At 62.5% G+C, this 21,743-nt stretch carries 17 protein-coding genes and 2 tRNA genes; 10 read left to right on the forward strand and 9 right to left on the reverse strand.

The features are described 5' to 3' along the window. Nucleotides 1–88: 88 nt before the first annotated feature. On the forward strand, nt 89–763 hold the full coding sequence (locus ACU5AY_RS07330) for a DUF502 domain-containing protein (RefSeq protein ID WP_446828572.1): 675 nt from the start codon (nt 89–91) through the stop codon (nt 761–763). On the opposite strand, the gene recG is transcribed toward ACU5AY_RS07330, so the two are convergent. Then, nucleotides 764–2,869 carry an ATP-dependent DNA helicase RecG gene (gene recG / locus ACU5AY_RS07335; protein WP_446828573.1) on the reverse strand — a complete coding sequence of 702 codons (2,106 nt, stop codon included), beginning with the start codon at nt 2,867–2,869 and terminating at the stop codon, nt 764–766. A gap of 90 nt (nt 2,870–2,959) precedes the next feature. Between recG and ACU5AY_RS07340 the strand changes: the two genes are divergently transcribed. Beyond that, nucleotides 2,960–3,259, forward strand: a complete 300-nt coding sequence (locus ACU5AY_RS07340) for a succinate dehydrogenase assembly factor 2 (RefSeq protein ID WP_446824124.1) — start codon at nt 2,960–2,962, stop codon at nt 3,257–3,259. A gap of 18 nt (nt 3,260–3,277) precedes the next feature. Continuing rightward, complete coding sequence (mfd, locus tag ACU5AY_RS07345) at nt 3,278–6,784, forward strand: transcription-repair coupling factor (protein WP_446828574.1); 3,507 nt, start codon at nt 3,278–3,280, stop codon at nt 6,782–6,784. Here the strand turns inward: mfd and ACU5AY_RS07350 are convergent. The 3 genes from ACU5AY_RS07350 to ACU5AY_RS07360 form a co-directional block, all read right to left on the reverse strand. Further along, on the reverse strand, nt 6,753–7,733 hold the full coding sequence (locus ACU5AY_RS07350; protein ID WP_446828575.1) for a DMT family transporter: 981 nt from the start codon (nt 7,731–7,733) through the stop codon (nt 6,753–6,755). The two genes, mfd and ACU5AY_RS07350, sit on opposite strands and share 32 nt — an antisense overlap. 208 nt (nt 7,734–7,941) lie before the next feature. Next, nucleotides 7,942–8,616, reverse strand: coding sequence for a DsbA family oxidoreductase (locus tag ACU5AY_RS07355; protein ID WP_446828576.1), 675 nt, complete (start codon nt 8,614–8,616; stop codon nt 7,942–7,944). Nucleotides 8,617–8,711: 95 nt separating this feature from the next. After that, nucleotides 8,712–10,514: an extracellular solute-binding protein gene (locus tag ACU5AY_RS07360; RefSeq protein ID WP_446828577.1), complete on the reverse strand. Its 1,803-nt coding sequence runs from the start codon at nt 10,512–10,514 to the stop codon at nt 8,712–8,714. A 283-nt stretch (nt 10,515–10,797) separates the two neighbouring features. Here ACU5AY_RS07360 and ACU5AY_RS07365 point away from each other — a divergent pair, with 283 nt between their 5' ends. Then, complete coding sequence (locus ACU5AY_RS07365) at nt 10,798–11,436, forward strand: invasion associated locus B family protein (protein ID WP_446824129.1); 639 nt, start codon at nt 10,798–10,800, stop codon at nt 11,434–11,436. 300 nt (nt 11,437–11,736) lie between these two features. Here the strand turns inward: ACU5AY_RS07365 and ACU5AY_RS07370 are convergent. The 3 genes from ACU5AY_RS07370 to ACU5AY_RS07380 form a co-directional block, all read right to left on the reverse strand. Further along, nucleotides 11,737–11,813 (reverse strand) — tRNA-Arg (locus ACU5AY_RS07370). 46 nt (nt 11,814–11,859) lie between these two features. Next, complete coding sequence (locus ACU5AY_RS07375; RefSeq protein WP_446824131.1) at nt 11,860–12,165, reverse strand: ETC complex I subunit; 306 nt, start codon at nt 12,163–12,165, stop codon at nt 11,860–11,862. A gap of 84 nt (nt 12,166–12,249) precedes the next feature. Beyond that, nucleotides 12,250–12,326: transfer RNA gene (locus ACU5AY_RS07380), tRNA-Pro, on the reverse strand. 181 nt (nt 12,327–12,507) lie between these two features. Between ACU5AY_RS07380 and ACU5AY_RS07385 the strand changes: the two genes are divergently transcribed. Next, nucleotides 12,508–13,794: an amidohydrolase family protein gene (locus ACU5AY_RS07385; protein WP_446828578.1), complete on the forward strand. Its 1,287-nt coding sequence runs from the start codon at nt 12,508–12,510 to the stop codon at nt 13,792–13,794. Here ACU5AY_RS07385 and ACU5AY_RS07390 read toward each other — a convergent pair whose 3' ends face one another. Both ACU5AY_RS07390 and ACU5AY_RS07395 read right to left on the reverse strand, forming a co-directional pair. Next, nucleotides 13,795–15,018, reverse strand: a complete 1,224-nt coding sequence (locus ACU5AY_RS07390; RefSeq protein ID WP_446828579.1) for an MFS transporter — start codon at nt 15,016–15,018, stop codon at nt 13,795–13,797. It abuts the gene before it with no gap. A gap of 91 nt (nt 15,019–15,109) precedes the next feature. Further along, nucleotides 15,110–15,589 (reverse strand): nucleoside deaminase, encoded by a 480-nt coding sequence (locus ACU5AY_RS07395; protein WP_446828580.1) that lies wholly within the window; start codon nt 15,587–15,589, stop codon nt 15,110–15,112. Nucleotides 15,590–15,719: 130 nt separating this feature from the next. Here ACU5AY_RS07395 and ACU5AY_RS07400 point away from each other — a divergent pair, with 130 nt between their 5' ends. The 5 genes from ACU5AY_RS07400 to ACU5AY_RS07420 all read left to right on the forward strand — a co-directional run bounded on the left by ACU5AY_RS07400 (nt 15,720) and on the right by ACU5AY_RS07420 (nt 21,630). Next, entirely contained in the window at nt 15,720–16,640 is a 921-nt protein-coding gene (locus tag ACU5AY_RS07400; RefSeq protein WP_446828581.1) for a LysR family transcriptional regulator, read from the forward strand. Between the two features lie 308 nt (nt 16,641–16,948). Further along, nucleotides 16,949–18,514, forward strand: a complete 1,566-nt coding sequence (locus tag ACU5AY_RS07405; RefSeq protein ID WP_446828582.1) for an ABC transporter ATP-binding protein — start codon at nt 16,949–16,951, stop codon at nt 18,512–18,514. Continuing rightward, complete coding sequence (locus tag ACU5AY_RS07410) at nt 18,504–19,598, forward strand: ABC transporter permease (protein ID WP_446828583.1); 1,095 nt, start codon at nt 18,504–18,506, stop codon at nt 19,596–19,598. The genes ACU5AY_RS07405 and ACU5AY_RS07410 overlap by 11 nt, the downstream gene beginning before the upstream one ends. 3 nt (nt 19,599–19,601) lie before the next feature. Beyond that, entirely contained in the window at nt 19,602–20,525 is a 924-nt protein-coding gene (locus ACU5AY_RS07415) for an ABC transporter permease (protein WP_446828584.1), read from the forward strand. 22 nt (nt 20,526–20,547) lie between these two features. Then, nucleotides 20,548–21,630, forward strand: a complete 1,083-nt coding sequence (locus tag ACU5AY_RS07420; protein WP_446824138.1) for a BMP family ABC transporter substrate-binding protein — start codon at nt 20,548–20,550, stop codon at nt 21,628–21,630. Nucleotides 21,631–21,743 lie beyond the last annotated feature (113 nt).

The following is a 21,743-nucleotide window of genomic DNA, read 5'->3' on the forward strand; positions in this document are numbered from 1 at the left end:
TCTTGCTGCGGGCTTGGGCATTGTCAGCCTGTCAGGGGACGGCGATCCCCGAAGGCCCACTCCAATCCCGATAGCGATCATAGAGTCTATGCCCGAAGAGCTGAAGCGCGATTCCTTTGCCTCCCGTCTGCGGAACAATTTTCTCGCCGGGCTGGTCATCTGCGCGCCGATCGCCATCACGATCTGGCTGACGCTTACCTTCATCCGCTGGGCCGACAGCTGGGTGACACCGTATATCCCACCGTACTACAATCCGGAAAAATATCTGCCGATCGCCATTCCCGGTCTCGGTCTGCTGATCGCCATGATCATCATCACGCTGATCGGCTTTCTCGGCAAGAACCTGATCGGTCGGTCGATCTTCAGTTTCGGCGATTCCATCCTGCACCGCATGCCGCTGGTGCGAACGCTGTATAAAAGCCTGAAGCAGATTTTCGAGACCGTTCTCAAGGAACAGTCGACGTCGTTCCGCAAGGTCGGCTTGGTCGAATTCCCGACGCCCGGAACCTGGGTGGTCGCGTTCATCTCGTCCGAGCCGCAGGGGGAACTGGCCGAGAAATTCGACGAACTCGGGCAGGAGATGATCGCCGTCTTCGTGCCGCCGACACCGGTTCCGACCGCGGGCTTCCTGCTCTACGTGCCGAAGAACAAGGTCGTGCCACTCGACATGTCGCCGGAAGATGCGACCAAGCTCTTGATTTCCGGCGGCATCATCACGCCCGAGTACAAGTCGAAGCTCGTCAAGACACCCGAAGAGGCGTGATCAGCCCGCGCTCAGGAAGCGCACGGCCTCATCGCGGCGGTGGAAATAGAGGAGCGTTCGGAGCGCGTCACCACGTGGTGACAGCAGGTCGGGATCCTTCTCGATCATGTAGGACGCATCGCGGCGCGCAGTCTCCAGTAGATCTCCATGGGCTTCTAGGCTCGCGAAGCGGAAACCCGGCGTGCCCGACTGGCGGGTGCCGAGCAGCTCGCCTTCGCCGCGCAGGCGCAGGTCTTCCTCGGCGATGACGAAACCGTCCTCGGTGTCGCGCATGATCGACAGGCGGGCGTGGCCGGTGTCGCCGAGCGGGCCCTTGTAGAGCAGGATGCAGCTGGAGGCCTCCGCGCCGCGACCGACGCGGCCGCGCAGCTGGTGGAGCTGGGCAAGCCCGAAGCGTTCGGCATGCTCGATGACCATGATCGTGGCATCCGGCACGTCGACGCCAACCTCGACGACGGTCGTCGCCACCAGAAGCCGCAGGTCTCCCGACTTGAAGCGGCCCATCACCTCGTCCTTCTCGATGCCGGACATGCGGCCGTGGACAAGGCCAACGCCGGGGCCGAGTTCCCGGGTCAGGACGGCGTGGCGTTCCTCGGCCGACATCAGGTCGGAGACATCGGATTCCTCGACCAGCGGGCAGATCCAGTAGGCCTTCTTGCCCTCGGCGATCGCCGTCTTTAGTCGGCCAATGATATCGGCGATGCGTTCCATCGGTACGGTGACGGTCTGCACCGGCTTACGCCCGGCGGGCTTTTCGGTCAGCTTGGAGACGTCCATGTCGCCGAAGGCGGCGAGCACCAGGGTTCGCGGAATCGGGGTGGCGGTCATGACCAGCATGTGGGGCGAGATGCCCTTGGCGGTCAGCCGCAGCCGCTGGTGCACACCGAAGCGGTGCTGCTCGTCGACGACGGCGAGCAACAGGTCGTGATAGGCGACGCTGTCCTGGAAGAGCGCGTGCGTGCCGAGAATGATCTGTGCCTCGCCGCTGGCGATACGCTCCAGCGCTTCGCGGCGCTCGGCGGCCTTCATCTTGCCGGTCAGGATTTCGACGGTGATCCCTGCCGCGGCGGCAAGCGGGGTGATCGTCGCCAGATGCTGGCGGGCAAGGATTTCCGTCGGCGCCATGAGAACGGCCTGGCCGCCGCTTTCGACCGCCGCCGCCATGGCCATCAGCGCCACAAGCGTCTTGCCGGCCCCGACGTCGCCCTGCAGCAGGCGCAGCATCCGATCCGTGCCCGCCATGTCCTTCAGGATGTCGGCGATTGCCATCGTCTGGCTGTTGGTCAGCGAAAAGGGCAGGGAGGAGGCGATCTTCTCGCGCAGCACGCCCTTGTCCTGAACCGGTCGCCCCGCGACCTTGCGGATGCGCTGGCGGACGAGCGCCAGTGACAGCTGTCCGGCCAGGAACTCGTCATAGGCAAGCCTGCGACGGGACGGCGATTGTGGATCGATGTCGGCATCGTCGCTTGGATTGTGGAGGCAGTCGAAGGCTTCCTTCAAAGAGGGAAAGCGCTGCTTGCCGGTGAACGCCGCATCCAGCCATTCCGGCAGGTCGGGCAGGCGTTCCAGGCTCTGCTCGACCGCCCGTCGCAGCACCTTGGGCGAGAGACCCGCCGTCAGCGGATAGACCGGCTCGACGAGCGGCAGCTCGCCGGCGCGATCCTCGGTGACCATGTGGTCGGGATGGACCATGGAGGCGCGGCCGTTGAACCAGTCGATCTTGCCGGAAACGATGACCGTTTCGCCCTCGGGCAGAGACTTTTCCAGCCATGAGGACTTGGCATGGAAGAAGACCAGCGTCAGTTCGCCTGTGTCGTCGTGCAGATACACGCGGTAAGGCACGTTGGAACGGCTGTTCGGCGGCGGCTGGTGGCGGTCGACGCGGCCGGTGACGGTGACGATCGCGCCTTGCGGCGCCAGCGCGATTCCCGGCTGCTTGCGCCGGTCGATGAGCGCGTAGGGAGCATGAAACAGCACGTCGATTACGCGGCAGTCGTCGGCGTCTTCGCGGCCGAACAGCCGCGCCAGCGTGTCGGCGAGTTTCGGGCCGACGCCGGCAAGCGACGAAACGGAAGCAAACAGGGGATCGAGGAGGGCCGGGCGCATGGCACGAAAAGAGACGACATTCGCGCCATTTGCAAGGCTGACATTTGCGAAATCACCGTCTATAGAAGCGTCAAACGAAAGGTTCCGCTCATGACCGGTCTCTCCCGCACCAGCGCCGATCTCGATCCCCGCCGCCGCCGCATCCTTTTCCGCTGCTGGCACCGCGGCATTCGCGAAATGGATCTGGTGCTCGGCCAGTTCGCCGAGGAGAATATCTCCGACCTCTCTGACGATCAGCTCGACGAGCTCGAGTTGATCATGAAGGAGGAGGACAATGATCTGGTGAAATGGGTGACCGGCGCGGAGGCGACGCCCGAACGGATGCTGACGCCCTTGTTTTCCAAAATCTGTTCCTATGTTCCGGATTTCGATCCGAAGACAGCTTCCTGACAATTCCCGTAAGGTCCCATGATACCCGGTTTTGATGCCAAGAGACTGGCGGAAGACGCCTCCGCCCTGACTGTCGGCAATGTGCCTTCCGGCATGGAGCCGTTGCTGATCGCCGAACTGGCGCGCACCGGCAAGCCTGTGGCCTATGTCGTCTCCGACGGACAGGTGGTGAGCGACCTCGAACAGATGCTCGGCTTCTTCGCTCCGGAAATTCCGGTCTTGAGCCTGCCTGCCTGGGACTGTCTGCCCTACGACCGGGTGTCACCGAGCGCAGATACGTCCGCCCGCCGTCTGTCGGCGCTCGCCGGCCTCGTAGCGCATCAGAAGAAGCCGCATGCGGCAATCGTCCTCGTCACCGTCAATGCGATGCTGCAGCGGCTGACGCCGGCTCCGGTGATCGAGAGCCTGACCTTTTCGGCAAGGCCCGGCAACCAGATCCGCATGGAGGATATCGCGGACCGCTTGGCCGCCAACGGGTTCGAGCGCGTTTCGACGGTGCGCGAGGTCGGCGAATTCGCCGTGCGTGGCGGCATCCTCGACGTCTATGTTCCCGGCGCCGATGAGCCGGTGCGGCTCGATTTCTTCGGCGATACGCTGGAATCGATCCGCTCCTTCGATCCGGCCAGCCAGCGGACCACCGGCCAGGCGAGAACGCTCGACCTCAACCCGATGAGCGAGGTCAGCCTGACGCCGGAAACGATCAGCCGCTTCCGCAAGAATTATCTCAGCCTGTTCGGCGCGGCGACCCGCGACGATGCGCTTTATGCGGCGATTTCCGAGGGCCGGCGCTATGCCGGCATGGAGCATTGGCTGCCGCTGTTCCACGATGAGCTTTCGACAGTCTTCGATTACCTTTCCGGCTTCCGCATCGTCACCGACCATACGGCGCTGCAGGCGGCGGAGGAACGCTTCAAGCTGATCGAGGACTATTACGACGCGCGGCGGACGACCGGCGATTCCGGCAAGGCCGGCTTTTCGCAAGGCACGCCTTACAAGCCGGTTCCGCCCGGCATGCTCTATCTCGGCGCCGATCAGTTCAAGGCCGGGCTGGAAGCCTTTGGCGCGATCCGCCTTTCGCCCTTCAACGAGCACGAGGGTGAAACCCGGCCCGTCATCAATCTCGACGCCCATGCCGGACCGCGCTGGGCGACTTCTACACTCGAGGCCAAAGCCGAGACCGACCGCGTCAACGTTTTCGACATTGCTGTCAAGCATATCGCCGACAAGCGCGCCAAGGGTTCGAAGGTGCTGATCGCCGGCTGGTCCGAAGGCTCTCTCGACCGTCTGCTGCAGGTGCTCGACGAGCACGGGCTGGAAAAGATCAAGCCGGTCTCAAGCTTCAAGGAACTGGCAAGCCTCAAAAAGGGCGAGGCGGCCTCGACGGTTCTCAGCGTCGAATCCGGTTTCGAGCTGGGTGACGTCGCCGTCATCGGCGAACAGGATATTCTCGGCGACCGCATGGTGCGCCGGTCGAAGCGGCGCAAGCGCGGTTCGGACTTCATCTCCGAGGTGGCGGGGCTGGAGGAGGGCGCGCTCGTCGTTCACGCCCAGCACGGCATCGGCCGGTTCGTGGGGCTGGAAACCATCCAGGCCGCCGGTGCGCCGCATGCCTGCCTGCTCCTGCACTATGCCGACGAGGCCAAGCTCTACCTGCCGGTCGAAAACATCGAGCTTCTGTCGCGTTACGGCTCGGCGGATGGCTCCGACTCGCAGCTCGACAAGCTGGGCGGCGTCGCCTGGCAGGCACGCAAGGCGAAGCTGAAGAAGCGGCTGCTCGACATGGCCGGCGCGCTGATCCGCATCGCCGCGGAGCGCGTCACGCGTCATGCCCCGGCGCTTGCAGCACCTGAGGGGATCTACGACGAATTTGCGGCCCGCTTCCCCTACGACGAGACGGAAGACCAGATGAATGCCATCGAGGCGGTGCGCGAGGATCTCGCCGCCGGCAAGCCGATGGACCGCTTAATCTGCGGTGATGTTGGTTTCGGCAAGACGGAAGTGGCGCTGCGGGCCGCCTTTATCGCCGCAATGAACGGCGTGCAGGTGGCGGTCGTCGTGCCGACGACGCTTCTCGCCCGCCAGCATTTCAAGACCTTCTCCGAGCGCTTCCGCGGCCTGCCGATCCGCGTGCAGCAGGCGTCCCGCCTCGTTGGCGCCAAGGAACTGGCGCTGACCAAGAAGGAAGTATCCGAAGGGAAGACCGACATCGTCGTCGGAACCCATGCGCTGCTCGGCTCCGGCATCAAGTTCGCCAATCTTGGCCTCCTGATCATCGACGAGGAGCAGCATTTCGGGGTGAAGCACAAGGAACGGCTGAAGGAGCTGAAATCGGATGTTCACGTCGTGACGTTGTCGGCGACGCCGATCCCGCGGACGCTGCAGCTGGCCATGACGGGTGTGCGCGAACTGTCGCTGATCACCACGCCACCGGTCGACCGCATGGCGGTGCGCACCTTCATCTCGCCGTTCGATCCGCTGGTGATCCGCGAGACGCTGATGCGCGAGCACTATCGCGGTGGCCAGAGCTTCTATGTCTGCCCGCGGCTTGCCGACCTTGCAGACATTCACGCCTTCCTGCAGTCGGACTGCCCGGAACTGAAGGTGGCGGTCGCCCATGGCCAGATGGCGGCGGGTGAGCTCGAAGACATCATGAACGCCTTCTATGACGGGCGCTACGACGTGCTGCTGTCGACGACGATCGTCGAATCCGGCCTCGACGTGCCAACCGCCAACACGCTGATCGTCCACCGGGCCGACATGTTCGGCCTTGCCCAGCTCTACCAGCTGCGCGGCCGCGTCGGCCGTTCCAAGGTCCGCGCCTTTGCGCTGTTCACGCTGCCGGCCAACAAGACGCTGACGGCGACCGCCGAACGGCGCCTGAAGGTGCTGCAGTCGCTCGACACGCTGGGCGCGGGCTTCCAGCTCGCATCGCACGACCTCGACATCCGCGGCGCCGGCAATTTGCTGGGCGAGGAACAGTCCGGCCACATCAAGGAAGTCGGTTTCGAACTCTACCAGCAGATGCTGGAAGAGGCCGTTGCCGAGGTGAAGGGCGAGGAAGAGATCCACGACAGCGGCTGGTCGCCGCAGATTTCCGTCGGCACGCCGGTGATGATCCCGGATGAATACGTGCCGGACCTGCATCTGCGGCTTGGCCTCTATCGTCGTCTCGGCGAAATCCGGGACCTGCAGGAGATCGACGCGTTCGGCGCGGAGATGATCGACCGCTTCGGCCCGCTGCCGATCGAGGTCCAGCATCTCCTCAAGATCGTCTACATCAAGGCGCTCTGCCGCAAGGCGAATGTCGAGAAGCTGGAAGCCGGTCCGAAGGGCATCGTCGTGCAGTTCCGCAACAAGGAATTCCCGGATCCGGCAAGCCTTGTCGGCTTCATCGCCAGGCAGGGCTCGATGGCGAAGATCCGTCCGGATCAGAGCGTGTTCTTCCTGCGCGACCTGCCGACCCCGGAAAAGCGCCTGGCCGGTGCCGGCGTCATCATGACCCAGCTGGCGGGACTGCTGAAGTAGCGTTCGCGTCGTCGGGATTGGTGAGCGCGTCGTCGCTGATCGCGACGGCGGCCTGGGTGTTGGGCGCGACCGGCGGCGGCATGGCGACGCCGCGCTTGCGTTCGCGCACCAGCGTGATCAGGCCGGAGCCGATGATGAGACCGATCCCGAGCAGCATGGGCGCGTCGACGCCGTCTCCGAAAATCAGGTAGCCGAGGATGATCGCCCAGATCATCTGGCTGTACTGGATAGGACTGACGACCGCGGCGGGCGCATAGAAGGTCGCATACATCAAGAGCACGTTTCCGAGCGCTCCGAGGATGCCGTAGCCGAGCAGCAGCAGCCATTCATGCCCTTCCGGCATGGTGAAGGTCGGCGCCATGACACCGGCGCAGATGATCAGTGCGCCGAGCGAACCGGCGCCGAACAATGAGATGCTTTTTTCAGACGGGCCGATGCCGCGCATGATGACGATGTTGATCGCCGCAGCCAGACCGGCAGCGAGGGCGGCGGCGTGACCGATTCCGAGCTCGCGAAAGCCGGGGCGCAGGACGACCAGAACGCCGATGAAGCCGAGGATGACGGCGCTCCAGCGACGAATGCCGACCTCTTCCTTGAGGAAGATCACCGACATGATGGTGACGAAACACGGCAGCAGGAAGATCAGCGAGAAGGCTTCTGCCATCGACAGATGCGTGAAGGCCGTGACGCTGGTGATCGCCCCGATCGCCGAACAGACGAATCGCAACATCCAGAGTGGCCGGTTGACACTGCGGACAGTGTCGAGCCAGCGGTCCGAGCGCTTCTTCAGAAAGGGCAGGGCGAGCAGCGAGAGAAGCGCACCGAAAAAGGCCGATTCGTAAGGTGGGATGCGGCCTTCGATCATCTTCACCGACGCGTCGCTGAAGGAAAACGCGGCAAACGAGCCGAAAGCGATCAGGACGCCCTTGAGGGCAAAATCATTGCGCATGGGTCGCGGTCTCTTGGATACGGGAGAGTGAGACGTTCAATCGATCGGGCGCATCCGTCATTCGTCGGCCGGCGGTCTTCAACGCTGACCGGCTCCTCCCTGCGGCAATTGCCACATCCTGCTCCGGTCGCATTTCAACCCTGTCGCCGCATCGTGTCTTGCGAATGCGCTCAGATCGAACCTGCTCTAAGACTGTGGCCCTTTGCCGTCAATTCAGATTCGCGCTGCCCCGTTCCTTCTCTGCGGCAATCTGACGGAAGGCATTGGCGAGCACCTGTGCGGGCTGGGCGCCGCTGACCGCATATTTCTGATCGATGATGATGAAGGGCACGCCGCTGACGCCCATTTTCTGTGCCTGCTGGATCTCGTCCTTCACGGTGTCCTTGTCCGCATCCGAATAGAGGAGGCGTTCGACAACGGCGCGGTCGAGGCCGGCCTTTTGGCCGATGTCGAGCAGAACGCCGGCGTCGCCGATGTTGAGTCCCTCTTCGAAATTGGCCTTGAACAGCAGATCGACGACCTTCTGGTGGACATCGTTGCCTTCCTGCATGGCCCAATGGATCAGGCGGTGCGCATCGAGCGTGTTCGGACCGACCTTGATCTTGTCGAAGTGGTAGTCGATCCCGTCTTCCTTGCCGAGTTCCGTCAGCTGGGCATGGGCACGGTCGAGGGCTTCCTCGCCGCCGAACTTGGCGGCAAGGTGCGCGCGCTGATCGACGCCTTCTGGCGGGAAGTCCGGATTGAGCTGGAAGGGACGAAACGTCACCTCGGCCTCGATGCCTTGCGGGGCCACTTCGGCGAGCGCCTTTTCCAGCCGGGCCTTGCCGAGATAGCACCAGGGGCAGACAACGTCGGAGACGACATCGATGACGAGCTTTTCCATGAACGGGGTCCTTCCGGCTTTGGCTTTTTGCCAGACCTAGGCCGGAAGGCTTCGAACTTCAAGGCGTTACGCGGAGGTAACTACCCACGTCGTGGTTATTGAGCCCTGGCATCCCACCAGGTTTCGAGCTGGTAGCCATAGAGCGGCGCCTTTTCGACATGCTCGATCTGCTTCCAGCGAGCGACCCATTGTTCGCCGACATAGTAGAGGGGGATGACGTAGTGGCCGGCGACCAGCAGCCGGTCGTAGGCGCGCACCGCGGCCGTGAAATCCTCCTGGCTGCGGGCGGCCAGCAGCGCCTCGATCATCCGGTCGATATCCGGGTCGGCGACACCGGCATAATTGTACGTGCCTTCCAGGTCCTTCGAAATGGAGCCCCAGCGATAGAGCTGCTCGGCGCCGGGCGAGAGGGAGGATGGATAGGCCTTGATGATCACATCGTAGTCGTAGCTGTTCGAGCGGCTCTGGTATTGCGCGTCGTCAACGGTGCGGATCGCCATGTTGACGCCGATCAGCTTCAGCGTGCGCTGATAGGCCAGCGCCATCTTCTCCTGGTCGGCGTTCTGGGTCATGACCTCGAAGGCGAGCGGCTTGCCGTCGGGACCCACCATCTGACGCCCCTGGATCGTGTAGCCTGCCTCCTTGAAGAGATCGACGGCCTTGCGCAGCACCTTGCGGTCGCTGCCCGAACCGTCGGTCACCGGGAACTCGTAGGTGCCGGCGAGAATGGCCGGATCGAGCTTGTCCTTCGCCGGGCCGAGCAGTTTCAGCTCCCGCTCGTCGGCGGCGTGGCCATAGGCGCCAAGGTCGGAATTCTGCCAGAAGCTTTCGGTGCGATGGAACTGGTTGCCGTAGAGGTTCCTGTTCATCCACTCGAAATCGAGCGACCAGGTGAGGGCTTCACGCAGCTTCTCGTTCTGAAAGACGGGCCGGCGCATGTTGAAGACGAAACCGAGCATGCCGGACGGCAGACCAGGCTTGACCGTCTCCTTGATCACGTCGCCGTTCTGGACCGCCGGGAAGTCGTAGGCGCGGGCCCAATGCGTTGCATCGCCCTCCGGATAGACGTTGACGTTGCCCTTCTTGAAGGCCTCGAACAGCGTCGACTGCTGGAGGAAATACTTGACCGTGATCTTGTCGTAATTGTCGAAGCCGACCTTGGCGGGAATATCCTTGCCCCAGTAGTTCGGATCCCGCTCGTAGACGATCTGCTCGCCGGGCGTGATAGACTTAATCTTGTAGGGTCCGGATCCGACCGGAATGTCGAGCGACGTCTGCTCGAATGTGTCGGGATTGATCGCGTGCTTCGGCAGGATCGGCGACATGGCGATGATCATCGGCGTTTCCCGGTTCGCCTTGTCGTTGAAGGTGAAGCGCACGCTGTTCTCGCCCACCTTCTCCATCTTCTCGACTGTCTTCAGCCGGTTGTTGTAAGGCGGGCGGCCCTTGTCGGCGAGCAGGTTGAAGGAGAAGATCACATCATCGGCGGTGACCGGCTTTCCGTCCTGCCAGTGCGCCTTGGGATTGAGATTGAACTGGATATAGGTGCGGTCGTCGTCCCACTCGACGCTTTCGGCGAGCAGCCCGTAGAGGCTGAAGGGCTCGTCGGAGGACCGCGTCATCAGCGACTCGTAGAAGAGATTGCCATATTCCGGATCCCAGATGCCGCGGGCGGTGGTGCGCATGCCCTTCAGCACGAAGGAATTGAGGCTGTCGAAGGTGCCGACGACGCCATAGGTGATCTCGCCGCCCTTCTTCACATCCGGATTGACGTAAGGGAAGTTCTTGTAGTCGGACGGCAGTGCCGGATCTCCGTGCATGGCGATGCCGTGGACGGGCTCGGCGCAAGCCAGAGCGGGAGCCAGAAGCATGGAAAGGCAAAGGAGAAGGCGGCGCATTTCGCTGTATCCCATAGAGTGCGGACGATTCCCCTGGACGTTACCATGGGCGGCGGCATTTCCAACCTTTGACCTTCCGGAAGCGGCCTTTGTTGGGCCGGGTGTCAAAAAATGCGAAAGAAATACTGGATATCCCGATTGTGGCAATGTAACAGGATGGGCGGAAATGCCGGGGTCATCCAATTGCCTTATTTGGGAGACAGGTGATCACCACATGTGACCCGTGACGCGGAAGGTCGGCAGGAAGCCGCCACCGTTTCAATTTCAGGAGATGGAATTCGTTATGATCTCAATCGCGCGTAAAATTCTTCCGGCCTTTGCAGCAACGCTTGCGCTGGGCATTGGCTACGGCGCGCAGCCGGTTGCCGCTCAGGACGCGCCTGCGGCCGGGCAGCCGCCGCTTGGCTGGTTCAAGACCTGCAACAAGCAGGAAGACAACGACATCTGCCTCGTCCAGAACATCGTTCGCGCCAACAACGGCCAGATGCTGACCGCCGTCGCGCTGATCAGCATCGAAGGCAAGGTCAACCGCAAGCTCTTGCAGGTGTCGGTTCCGACCGCCCGCCTGATCCAGCCGGGCGTACAGATGCAGATCGACGGTGGCCAGGGCCAGAAGATCGATTACGCCGTCTGCCTGCCGGACCGCTGCACGGCCGAAGTCCCGCTGACCGACGCGATGATCGCATCGCTGAAGAAGGGCGGCGAGGTCGTGTTCACCTCGATCAACTTCCGTCGCGCCCCGAACCCGATCAAGGTCAGCCTCGGCGGCTTCACGGCAGCCTATGACGGCGAGCCGATGTCGGAATCGAAGCTTGCCGAAACCCAGCGCAGCCTGGAAGAAAGCATGCAGAAGAAGGCCGAAGAGGCCCGCAAGAAACTCGAAGACGCCCAGAACGCCGCCAAGCAGTCCGAAAACAACTGATCGGATCGCCGCGCATGCGCGTCTGCATAACAGAACCCGGCTTTCGAGCCGGGTTTTTTGTTGTATGAAAGAAGCTGCTTACGGCGCCGCCATCATCGCCGAACTGGAATTGCCATGAACAACAACGTCATCAAATTTGAGCGCCCGAAAAAGCCGAAGGAAAAGCGGCCGATGTCGCCCAGGACGCAGAAGCTCCTGATCATCGCCGGCGTCATCCTCGGGATCGCCGCTGTCTACACCTATTATGCTCTGACCCTGCCGGGGCAGGCGGGCGTCTGATTTTTTCAACGGAAATGCAAATGGCGACCCCTGCAGGATTCGAACCTGCGACCATCGGCTTAGAAGGCCGGTGCTCTATCCAGCTGAGCTAAGGGGCCGTTTGCCGGGAAAAGCGGTCAAATGGCGATATGCGCCTTTGGGACCTCAGTGGGTCCAGGGCTGCGTGCGGCTGTAGCGGAAGTTATCCGTGTAGGACAGCGCCTTGCGGGTCGCTTCCTTGGGCTGGATCACCCGGTACTCGATACCCTTGCGCTGGGCGTAGGCTTCGGCTTCTTCCTGCGTTTCGAAGGTCAGCTTGACCTGCTGCAGCATGTCCGACGAGGAGGTGTAACCCATGATCGGATCGATCTTGCGGGCAACGCTTTGATCGAATTCGAGTACCCAGAGATGCGTCTTTGCCTTTCCGGACTGCATGGCGGTCTTGGCGGGACGGTAGATCTTGGCAGACATGGTTCGAACACGCTCCGAATGAAGGTTCCGATGATATTGTTCCACAGTTTGAACCGAATGTCTTTCCATTCCGTTCAAGGCGGCTGGTCGGAGTGGAGAGATTCGAACTCCCGACCCTCTGGTCCCAAACCAGATGCGCTACCAGGCTGCGCTACACTCCGTTTGACCAACGAAGCGGGGATACACGTTTCGTTTCCGCGCTGCAATAGCAATTTGTCCTTGTACCGGCAGTGTCCATCGCCCGGGTGCTGCCACGCTTGACGGGCCCGGAAGAATTGGAAAGGATCGCCTGCGGATGATCTCCTCCGCTTGCCTTCCGTCTTCCTGCTTCCGGGACCTCCCATGATCGACCTGATTATCAAGAACGCCAACCTTCCCGACGGCCGCGCTGGTGTGGACATTGGCATCGCCGGCGGCAGGATTGCAGCCGTCGAACCCGGCATTTCCGTCGAGGGCGCGGAGGTGATCGATGCGACCGGGCGGCTGGTGACGCCGCCTTTCGTCGACCCGCATTTTCACATGGACGCGACGCTGTCTCTCGGACTGCCGCGGATGAACGTGTCCGGCACGCTGCTGGAGGGAATCGCGCTCTGGGGCGAGTTGAGGCCGATCCTGACGCGCGAGGCGCTGGTCGAGCGCGCGCTTCGCTATTGCGACCTTGCCGTCTCGCAGGGGCTCCTGTTCATCCGCAGCCATGTCGATACCTCCGATCCGCGGCTGGTGACGGTCGAAGCGATGCTGGAAGTCAAAGAGAAGGTCTGTCCGTATATCGACCTGCAGCTCGTTGCCTTTCCGCAGGACGGCTACTACCGGGCGAAAGACGGGGTCGCTTCGCTCGTCCGGGCGCTCGACATGGGCGTCGACATCGTCGGCGGCATTCCGCATTTCGAGCGGACGATGGATGAGGGTCGCCAATCGGTCGAGGCGCTCTGCCGGATCGCCGCGGAGCGCGGTCTGCCGGTCGACATGCACTGCGACGAGACCGACGATCCGATGTCGCGTCACATCGAGACGCTGGCGGCGGAGACGGTGCGGTTCGGGCTGCAGGGCAGGGTGGCGGGATCGCACCTGACCTCCATGCACTCGATGGACAACTACTACGTATCCAAGCTGATCCCGCTGATGGCGGAGGCTCAGATCAACGTCATCCCCAATCCGCTGATCAACATCATGCTGCAGGGGCGCCACGACACCTATCCGAAGCGGCGCGGCATGACACGGGTGAAGGAACTGATGGAGGCCGGGCTCAACGTCTCCTTCGGCCATGACTGCGTGATGGACCCCTGGTATTCCATGGGCTCCGGCGACATGCTGGAGGTCGGGCACATGGCGATCCATGTGGCGCAGATGGCCGGCATCGAGGACAAGCGGAAGATATTCGACGCGATCACCGTCAATTCGGCGAAGACGATGGGGCTGGAAGGCTATGGTCTTACAAACGGCTGCAACGCCGACCTCGTGATTCTGCAGGCGCGCGATCAGCAGGAGGCGCTGCGGCTGAAGGCCAACCGGCTGGCCGTGATCAAGGGTGGCAAGGTGATCGCGCGCTCTGCGCCGCGCGTCAGCGACATTTTCCTGCCGGGCAGGCCAGGCTCGGTCGATGCCTCCACCTACGCCCCGAACGTCTGATCAGACCGGCTGCGGCGACGCTGCCTGTGGCCTCGGGAACGGGCGGAAGGTCATGGCGATCGCGAAGGCGCCGAGCCCAAGCACCGAGCAGGTGATGTACATCAGGCCGTAGCTGCCGGTCGTGTCGTAGATCCAGCCGCCGAGCACGGGACCCGTCGCCATGCCAAGCCCGCCGGCCATGCCGGTGCCGCCCATGATCGTGCCCATCATCTTCATCGGGAAATTTTCGCGCACCAGCACCGCGTAGAGCGGCATGATGCCTGCATAGATGAAGCCGAAGATCGCGGCGACCAGATAGAACTGGAAGAGTTCGCGGGTGAAATAGTAGCCCATGGCGCCGACGGACTGGGCCAGCAGGCCGGCGACGAGAATGCGCTTGGCGCCGAAACGGTCGCCCATCAGGCCGAAGCCGATGCGTCCGCCCATGCCGGCAATGCCCTCGACGGAATAGATGGAAACGGCGGCGATCGCCGAAATGCCGCAGATTTCCGCGTAGCTGACGGTATGGAAGATCGGGCCGGAATGGGTGGCGCAACAGAAGAAGTTGGTCAGCACCAGACAGATGAACTGCAGCGAGGTCACGGCTTCGCGCACCGTCATGGCCGGGTTCGGGTCATCGAAAGATGCTCCACCGGTTCCGCCCATCGGAGCGGTTATGACAGGCGGACGGCGGAGCAGCAGCGCCGTCGGGATGGTGGTGAGCGCGACGACGGCGGCGAGGATGGTCAGCACCTGCTGCCAGTCGCGCGTTTCGGCAAGCCTTGCGGCGAGCGGCGACATGGTGACGGGGGCCAGCCCCATGCCGGCGGAGACGAGGGAGACCGCAAGGCCGCGCCCGGTCTGGAACCAGCCGACGACGGTTGCCATCATCGGCGCGAAGAAGGCCGCCACCGTGCCACCCATCAGGATGCCGAATGTCAGCTGGAAGGCGAGGAGCGATGTCGCATGTGCCGTAAGCCAGACGCTTGCCGCAAACATGGCGGCGCCGGCAAGCACGACCGGACGCGCGCCGAACCGGTCGGACAATGCACCCCAGATCATCGAGCTGAAGGCCATGGCGAGAAAGGCGATCGTCATCGCCCCGGAAATGCCTGTCCGCGACCAGCCGGTGGCGACCGTCATCGGGTTGAGAAGCACCGGCAGGGAGAACAGCGTCCCCATTGCCACGCAGCCCATCAAGCCGCCGGCGGCGACCATGATCCAACGATAAGGCGACTGCTGCATTGTCCCCTCCGGACGAAACCGTAGACTTGTTATTTATGTTGATATCAACATTAAGTCTATATCGCAAGAGGCGACGAAAATCGGGGTGAAATCAGCCCCAGACGCCCTCGTGAATGATGGCGGCCTCGTCTTCCAGCATTGGTCCAATGACTTCCACTTCCCTCTGTCCGGCGGCAAAGACCGTGCGGCAGGGGAGGTCCAACGTCGGGTTTTCCGGGTGATTTCCGGTGATCGTCTTCAGCTTGGATTCCGATAGGCCGTAGACGACGCGCTTCAAACCGGTCCAATAGATGGCGCCAGCGCACATGGCGCAGGGTTCGGCGGATGTGTAGATGGTGCATTCCTTCAGAAGCTCCATCGGCAGCGTCGTCGAGGCGCGCGTCATCAAAACGCGTTCGGCGTGGCCCGTCATGTCGTGATCCGGCATGAAGGCGTTGTGCTGGGTCATCAGCACCTTCCCGTCCGGTCCGACCAGGATGGAGGCGAAGGGGTGCACACCTGCAGCCTTCGCCTTGGCCGATTCGTCGATGGCCTGGCGCAGCAGCGCCTCGTGGTCGAGTTCTTCGCACATTATCGCCAAGGTCCTTGCTCCTCTACTGGCATCTCTATTGGAGCTGAAACTCGCCTTGATCGATGTTCTTTTCAAGTGCATCTATTGATTTGTATCGTGCGAATTGTTCGCACGTTCGGAGGTGCGCCCGGTGTCCCTGATTTCTCCCGCCGCCATGCTTTTCGACGAAGTGGCCCGCATCGGCTCCATTCGGCGGGCCGCGGAGCATCTGAACGTGTCGCCGTCGGCGCTCAACCGACGCATTCTCAATCTCGAGGCCGAATATGGCGTGAAGCTCTTCGAGCGGCTGCCGCGCGGTGTTCGCCTGACGTCGGCGGGAGAAGTGCTGATCGCCGACATTCGCCGCTGGCGGGCAGAGCAGGATCGCTCCCGCGTCCGGCTTCAGGAGATGCAGGGCCTGCGTCGTGGCCATCTGGCGGTCGGATTGATGGAATGCCTCGCCGGCGACTTCGCCCGCGACATGTTCGAGACCGTGCAGCAGAAGTTCTCTCGCTTCACGCTCGACGTCTTCATCGGCGGCACGTCGCATATCATCGAGAAGCTGCAGGCGAGCGAACTCGATATCGCCATATGTTTCAACGTCGCGGACCTTCCTTATATCCGCAAACTCGTGACCTTCCAGGTGCCGGCCGGGATCGTCGTGTCGCCGGAGCATCCGCTGGCGGCACGGTCCAGCGTGCATCTGAGCGACTGCATGGATTTTCCCTACATCCTGCCGGATGCGACACTGGCATCCCGCAAGCTGATCGACCGGGCGCTCGAAGCGGCCAATTTTCGGGCGATCCCCAGCCTCGTCACCAATTCCAGCAGTCTCCTCAAGCTGCTCGTCGGCGATCACCGGCACATTGCCTTCCTCGGGCCGGTCAACATCATGCAGGAGCTCAAGGACAATCGGCTGCGCTTTCTCGCGGTTTCCGGACGGCAGATGCCATACGAGGAATTGTCGCTCGTCACCCGCAGCACGCATGCGCCGAGCGCGGCCGTTCAGGCCATCATTCAACTCTTGAAGGAGCGCATGGAAGCCTTGCCTTACCACACGAAAGCGGTCTAACGTCAGTGTTGCGTTTTTTGCAACGCACCGCTCGAAACAATATGCTTGTGTGCGCTGCAAAAGCGGCACCAACTACCGGTTATAAGAATGCAAGGGGACATGAGTGGAACTGGGTGATTTGGCAGTAGGTCGGCATGCGTCGGTAGCGCATCCGAATACGGCCGGTGACAGTGTGGCACCGGCACATATCCGTTTGGTCATTTCCTGCAATTCAGCACATCGAAAAGAGCCGGGCGCCGGTGCGGTCAGTCGCATGAGCGCGCAGTCGAGATATGCTTCGACGGCTTGGGGTTGAGCAGGGGACAGCGATGGAAAACAAGCCTTTACCTCGCCTTGAACTGACGGGAATTACCAAGCGGTTCCCCGGCGTTCTCGCGAATGATCACGTGAGCTTTTCGGTGCTGCCCGGCGAAATTCACGCCCTTCTCGGCGAGAACGGCGCCGGCAAGTCGACGCTGGTCAAAATGATCTATGGCATCATGCAGCCGGACGAGGGTCAGATCCGCTGGAACGGCCAGGCGATGACGATTTCCAATCCGAAGGCCGCGCGCAAGCTCGGCATCGGCATGGTGTTCCAGCACTTCTCGCTGTTCGACGCGATGACCGTTCTGGAAAACATCGCGCTCGGCATGGATGCGAAGATCCCGGCCCGCGATCTGGAAGCGCGCATCCTCGAGGTGATGAAGCAGTATGGGCTGAAGCTGGAGCCGCATCGCATCGTGTCGACGCTCTCCGTCGGCGAGCGTCAGCGCATCGAGATCGTGCGGGCGCTGCTCCTCAATCCGAGCCTGCTGATCATGGACGAACCCACCTCGGTGCTGACGCCGCAGGAAGTCGAGCAATTGTTCGTGGTCCTGCGCCAGCTCGCCAAGGAAGGCTGTTCGATCCTCTACATTTCCCACAAGCTGCACGAGATCAAGGCGCTCTGCGACACCGCGACCATCCTGCGCGGCGGCAAGCTGGTCGACACCTGCGACCCGAAGGTCGAGACGTCGCGCTCGATGGCGGAAAAGATGATCGGCGGCGGGCTGAAGGATATCCAGAAGGCGGCTGACCGCTCTTTCGGTCAGGACATGCTGATCGTCAACAAGATGGACGTGCCGACGACCGAGGCCTTCGGTACGTCTCTGAAGGACGTGACCTTCACGGTCAAGGCCGGCGAGATATTCGGCATTGCCGGTGTGGCGGGCAACGGCCAGAACGAGTTGTTGCTGGCGCTTTCCGGTGAGATCCCGTCGCTCGGAGCCGACCACGTGACTGTCGACGGCGCGCCGATCGGGAAGATGACGGCAAAGCAGCGCCGCCTGTCCGGCATGGCCACGGTTCCCGAAGAACGCAACGGTCATGCCGCGGTGCCGGATTTCTCGCTCTCCGACAATGCGGTGCTGACGGCCCGCGACCGGCTCGGCATGGTCCGGATGGGCCTCATCGATTCCGGTGTCGCGCGGACCTATGCCGGCGAGGTCATCACATCCTTTTCGGTCAAGGCGCTCGGTCCCGGTTCCATGGCCGGTTCGCTTTCGGGCGGTAACCTGCAGAAATACATCATGGGCCGCGAGATCATGCAGAAGCCGACCGTGCTGGTGGTCAGCCAGCCGACATGGGGCGTCGATGCGGGTGCGGCTGCGGCCATCCACCAGGCTCTGGTCGATCTTGCCGCCGCTGGCTCCGCAATCGTCGTCATCAGCCAGGACCTCGACGAACTCCTGTCGCTCTGCGATACGCTCGCCGTCATCAATGAAGGACGGCTGTCGAAATCGATGCGGGTCGTCGATGCGGACATCGAGGAGATCGGATTGCTGATGGGCGGCATTCACGGCGAGAGCCACGCATCCGCAACCCAGACCAAGGCGGAGCCCGCCCATGCGCATTAAACTGGAAAAACGCCCCGAGCCCAGCCGGCTGATGCTGGTGGTGACACCGATCGCCTCCGTTCTGGCCACCATGATCATCGGCGTCATCGTTTTCGACGCCATCGGCGTCAACGGCCTGCAGGCGGTCATCGACATCTTCCTGACGCCGCTGCTCGCCTCCTACAAGTGGCAGGACGTCGCCGTGAAGGCCGCGCCGCTGATCATCATCGCGCTCGGCCTGTCGCTCGGCAACCGGGCCCAGGTGTGGAACATCGGGGCTGAAGGTCAGTATATTATCGGCGCGCTCTGCGCCGCCGGTATGGGCATTGCTGCTGGTACCGCCGGCGGGGCGCCCGTGATGATCGCCATGATCATTGCCGGTATCGTTGGCGGCACGCTGTGGGCGGCGGTACCGGCCTTCCTGCGCACCCGGTTCAACGTCAACGAGATCCTGTCGACGCTGATGTTCACCTATGTGGCGCTGCAGGTGCTGGGCTATCTCGTCGGTGGCCCGTGGAAGGATCCGAACGGGCGAAACTTTCCGGCCACCGCACCGCTGCAGCCCGACCAGACCCTGCCGATCCTGTTTCCCGGCACGACGATCCATCTCGGCGTTGCGATCGCGGTCATCCTGCCGTTTGTCTTCTGGCTGATCATGTCCCGGTCGGTCTTCGGCTTCCAGATCCGCGTCGTCGGCAGTGCGCCGCAGGCGGCTCGCCACGGCGGGTTCGATGCCAAGCAGACGATCTGGGTGACGCTGCTGATCGGCGGCGGCATGGCGGGGCTTGCCGGCGCGCTGGAATTTGCCGGCCTGTTGAAGGCAATCAATCTCGGCTTCCCGTCCGGTTACGGCTTCACCGCCATTATCGTCTCCTTCCTCGGCCGGCTGCATCCGATCGGCTGCCTCCTGGCCGGCATCGTGCTTGCCGTCACCTATGTCGGTGGGCAGGTGGCACAGACAACCGTTCACATCCCCAATTCGACGGCGGGCATCTTCCAGGCGATGATGCTGTTCTTCATCCTGGCGAGTGATATCCTGGTGCGCTACCGTGTGCGCATCGTGCCAAGCCACAAGGCCGCCCCAGTGCCGGCAGCGGGAGAGTAACGCATGAGCCTCGATTTCATCATCGCTGCGATCATCACCGTCGTCGGTCTGACGACACCCATCCTGCTCGCCGGGCTTGGCGAACTGGTCGTCGAAAAATCCGGCGTTCTCAATCTCGGCGTCGAAGGCATGATGCTGATGGGGGCGATCTCTGGCTTCGGCGTCACGGTCATGACCTTCAATCCATGGATCGGCATGCTCGGTGCCGCCGCCGGCGGCGCGCTGTCTTCCATGCTGTTTGCCGTGCTGGTGCTGCAACTGAATTCCAACCAGGTTGCGACCGGCCTTGCGCTGACGATTTTCGGCACTGGCCTGTCATCGTTGCTCGGACTTTCCTTCGTCGGCCGCATCGTCATGCCGTTCGGCTCGATCTTTCCGGATTTTCTCGCCCGTGACCCGATCCTCAAGGTGATCTTCGGCTATTCGCCGATCGTCTATTTCGCGCTGATCATGGTGCCGCTGGTGGCTTGGTTCCTGAAGTCGACGCGCGCCGGGCTCATCCTGCGCGCTGTCGGCGAGAACGACCATTCGGCGCATTCGATCGGCTATTCGGTGATCGGCGTGCGCTATGCGGCGATTGCTTTCGGCGGGGCGATGGCCGGCATTGGCGGCGCCTACTTCTCGATGGTGATCACGCCGATGTGGGCGGAGAAGATGACCGCGGGCAGGGGCTGGATCGCTCTTGCACTCGTCGTCTTCGCCGGCTGGCGGACGGGTCGCCTTCTGGTCGGCGCCTACTTCTTCGGCATCCTGATGGCGCTCGAACTTTACGCCAAGGCCGCCGGATTCTCCTTCCTTCCGTCACAGTTCTGGGCGGCCATGCCCTATCTGATGACCGTTGTCGCGCTGGCGGTTATTTCCGCCCGCAAGAATGCCGGGGGCAGCGCGCCTGCCTGCCTCGGCAAGCCTTTCCTACCCTCAACCTGAACATCATAAACAGGAGACCTCCATGGGAATTATCAATCGTCGCACAATGCTCAAGGCCGCTGGCGCCGCTGCGGCCCTGCCGCTGCTGGGCCGCGCCGCCTTCGCCGCTGACAAGGTCAAGATCGGTTTCGTCTTCCTCGGCCCGATCGGCGACTACGGCTGGACCTGGGCCCACAACAAGGGCCGCCTGGCCGTCGACGAAGCGCTCGGCGACAAGGTCGAGACGGTCTATGTCGAAAACGTGCCGGAAGATGCGTCCGCCATCCCGGTCATCCGCGACCTGGCGCAGCAGGGCTGCAAGCTGATCTTCACCACGTCCTACGGCTACATGGACCAGACCATCGAAGTCGCCAAGGAATTCCCGGATGTGATGTTCGAGCATTGCACGGGCTTCAAGCGCGCCGATAACGTCTCGACCTACAACTCGAAGTTCCATGAAGGCCGCGCCGTTCTCGGCACGATCGCCGGCAAGATGTCGAAGTCCGGCACGCTCGGCTACCTCGGCTCGTTCAAGGTTCCGGAAGTGGTGCTCGGCGTGAACTCCTTCTGCCTGTCGGCGCAGAAGCAGAACCCGGACGCCAAGGTCAAGCTCGTGATGATCGACAGCTGGTTCGACCCGCCGAAGGAAGCGGCTGCGACCGAAACGCTGATCAACCTCGGCTGCGATATCGTCACCACCCACACCGACAGCCCGGCTGCGCTGCAGATCCTCGAGCAGAAGGGCCTTTACGGCTTTGGCCAGGGCGCCGACATGTCGTCCTTCGCACCGAAGGCGCACCTGACCGCCATCGAAGACATCTGGGGTCCGTATTACGTCGAGCGTGCAAAGGCGATTGTCGAAGGCACGTGGAAGTCGGCCGACACCTGGGACGGCATGAAGGAAGGCACCGTGGTGATTTCGCCGTACAACGAGGTCATTCCGGAGGATGTGCGCAAGCTCGCCGACGACATTCAGGCCGGTTACAAGGACGGCAGCTATGACATCTTCACGGGCCCGATCTACGATCAGGACGGCAACCTCAAGGTCAAGGACGGTGAGGTCATGACCATGGATCAGCTCGCCGTCATCGACTGGTTCGTCAAGGGCGTCGAGAGCGCCGCCTGATTTCAACGCGGTATTCGATCAGGAAGGGCGGGGAGCGATCCCCGCCCTTTCTCGTTGCTCCGTCGAGGCTTGCTGTTCTTTTGACACTTGTCAAAGCCATGGTGTCCTGTGTG

Source organism: Rhizobium sp. PAMB 3174 (assembly GCF_052908375.1).

What these genes read in the sequence shown, in the direction of transcription:
- ACU5AY_RS07330 (WP_446828572.1), top strand. Translation starts at nt 89, where the DNA reads ATGCCCGAAGAGCTGAAGCGCGATTCCTTTGCCTCCCGTCTGCGGAAC.
- recG (WP_446828573.1), bottom strand. Translation starts at nt 2,869, where the DNA reads ATGCGCCCGGCCCTCCTCGATCCCCTGTTTGCTTCCGTTTCGTCGCTT.
- ACU5AY_RS07340 (WP_446824124.1), top strand. Translation starts at nt 2,960, where the DNA reads ATGACCGGTCTCTCCCGCACCAGCGCCGATCTCGATCCCCGCCGCCGC.
- mfd (WP_446828574.1), top strand. Translation starts at nt 3,278, where the DNA reads ATGATACCCGGTTTTGATGCCAAGAGACTGGCGGAAGACGCCTCCGCC.
- ACU5AY_RS07350 (WP_446828575.1), bottom strand. Translation starts at nt 7,733, where the DNA reads ATGCGCAATGATTTTGCCCTCAAGGGCGTCCTGATCGCTTTCGGCTCG.
- ACU5AY_RS07355 (WP_446828576.1), bottom strand. Translation starts at nt 8,616, where the DNA reads ATGGAAAAGCTCGTCATCGATGTCGTCTCCGACGTTGTCTGCCCCTGG.
- ACU5AY_RS07360 (WP_446828577.1), bottom strand. Translation starts at nt 10,514, where the DNA reads ATGCGCCGCCTTCTCCTTTGCCTTTCCATGCTTCTGGCTCCCGCTCTG.
- ACU5AY_RS07365 (WP_446824129.1), top strand. Translation starts at nt 10,798, where the DNA reads ATGATCTCAATCGCGCGTAAAATTCTTCCGGCCTTTGCAGCAACGCTT.
- ACU5AY_RS07375 (WP_446824131.1), bottom strand. Translation starts at nt 12,165, where the DNA reads ATGTCTGCCAAGATCTACCGTCCCGCCAAGACCGCCATGCAGTCCGGA.
- ACU5AY_RS07385 (WP_446828578.1), top strand. Translation starts at nt 12,508, where the DNA reads ATGATCGACCTGATTATCAAGAACGCCAACCTTCCCGACGGCCGCGCT.
- ACU5AY_RS07390 (WP_446828579.1), bottom strand. Translation starts at nt 15,018, where the DNA reads ATGCAGCAGTCGCCTTATCGTTGGATCATGGTCGCCGCCGGCGGCTTG.
- ACU5AY_RS07395 (WP_446828580.1), bottom strand. Translation starts at nt 15,589, where the DNA reads ATGTGCGAAGAACTCGACCACGAGGCGCTGCTGCGCCAGGCCATCGAC.
- ACU5AY_RS07405 (WP_446828582.1), top strand. Translation starts at nt 16,949, where the DNA reads ATGGAAAACAAGCCTTTACCTCGCCTTGAACTGACGGGAATTACCAAG.
- ACU5AY_RS07410 (WP_446828583.1), top strand. Translation starts at nt 18,504, where the DNA reads ATGCGCATTAAACTGGAAAAACGCCCCGAGCCCAGCCGGCTGATGCTG.
- ACU5AY_RS07415 (WP_446828584.1), top strand. Translation starts at nt 19,602, where the DNA reads ATGAGCCTCGATTTCATCATCGCTGCGATCATCACCGTCGTCGGTCTG.
- ACU5AY_RS07420 (WP_446824138.1), top strand. Translation starts at nt 20,548, where the DNA reads ATGGGAATTATCAATCGTCGCACAATGCTCAAGGCCGCTGGCGCCGCT.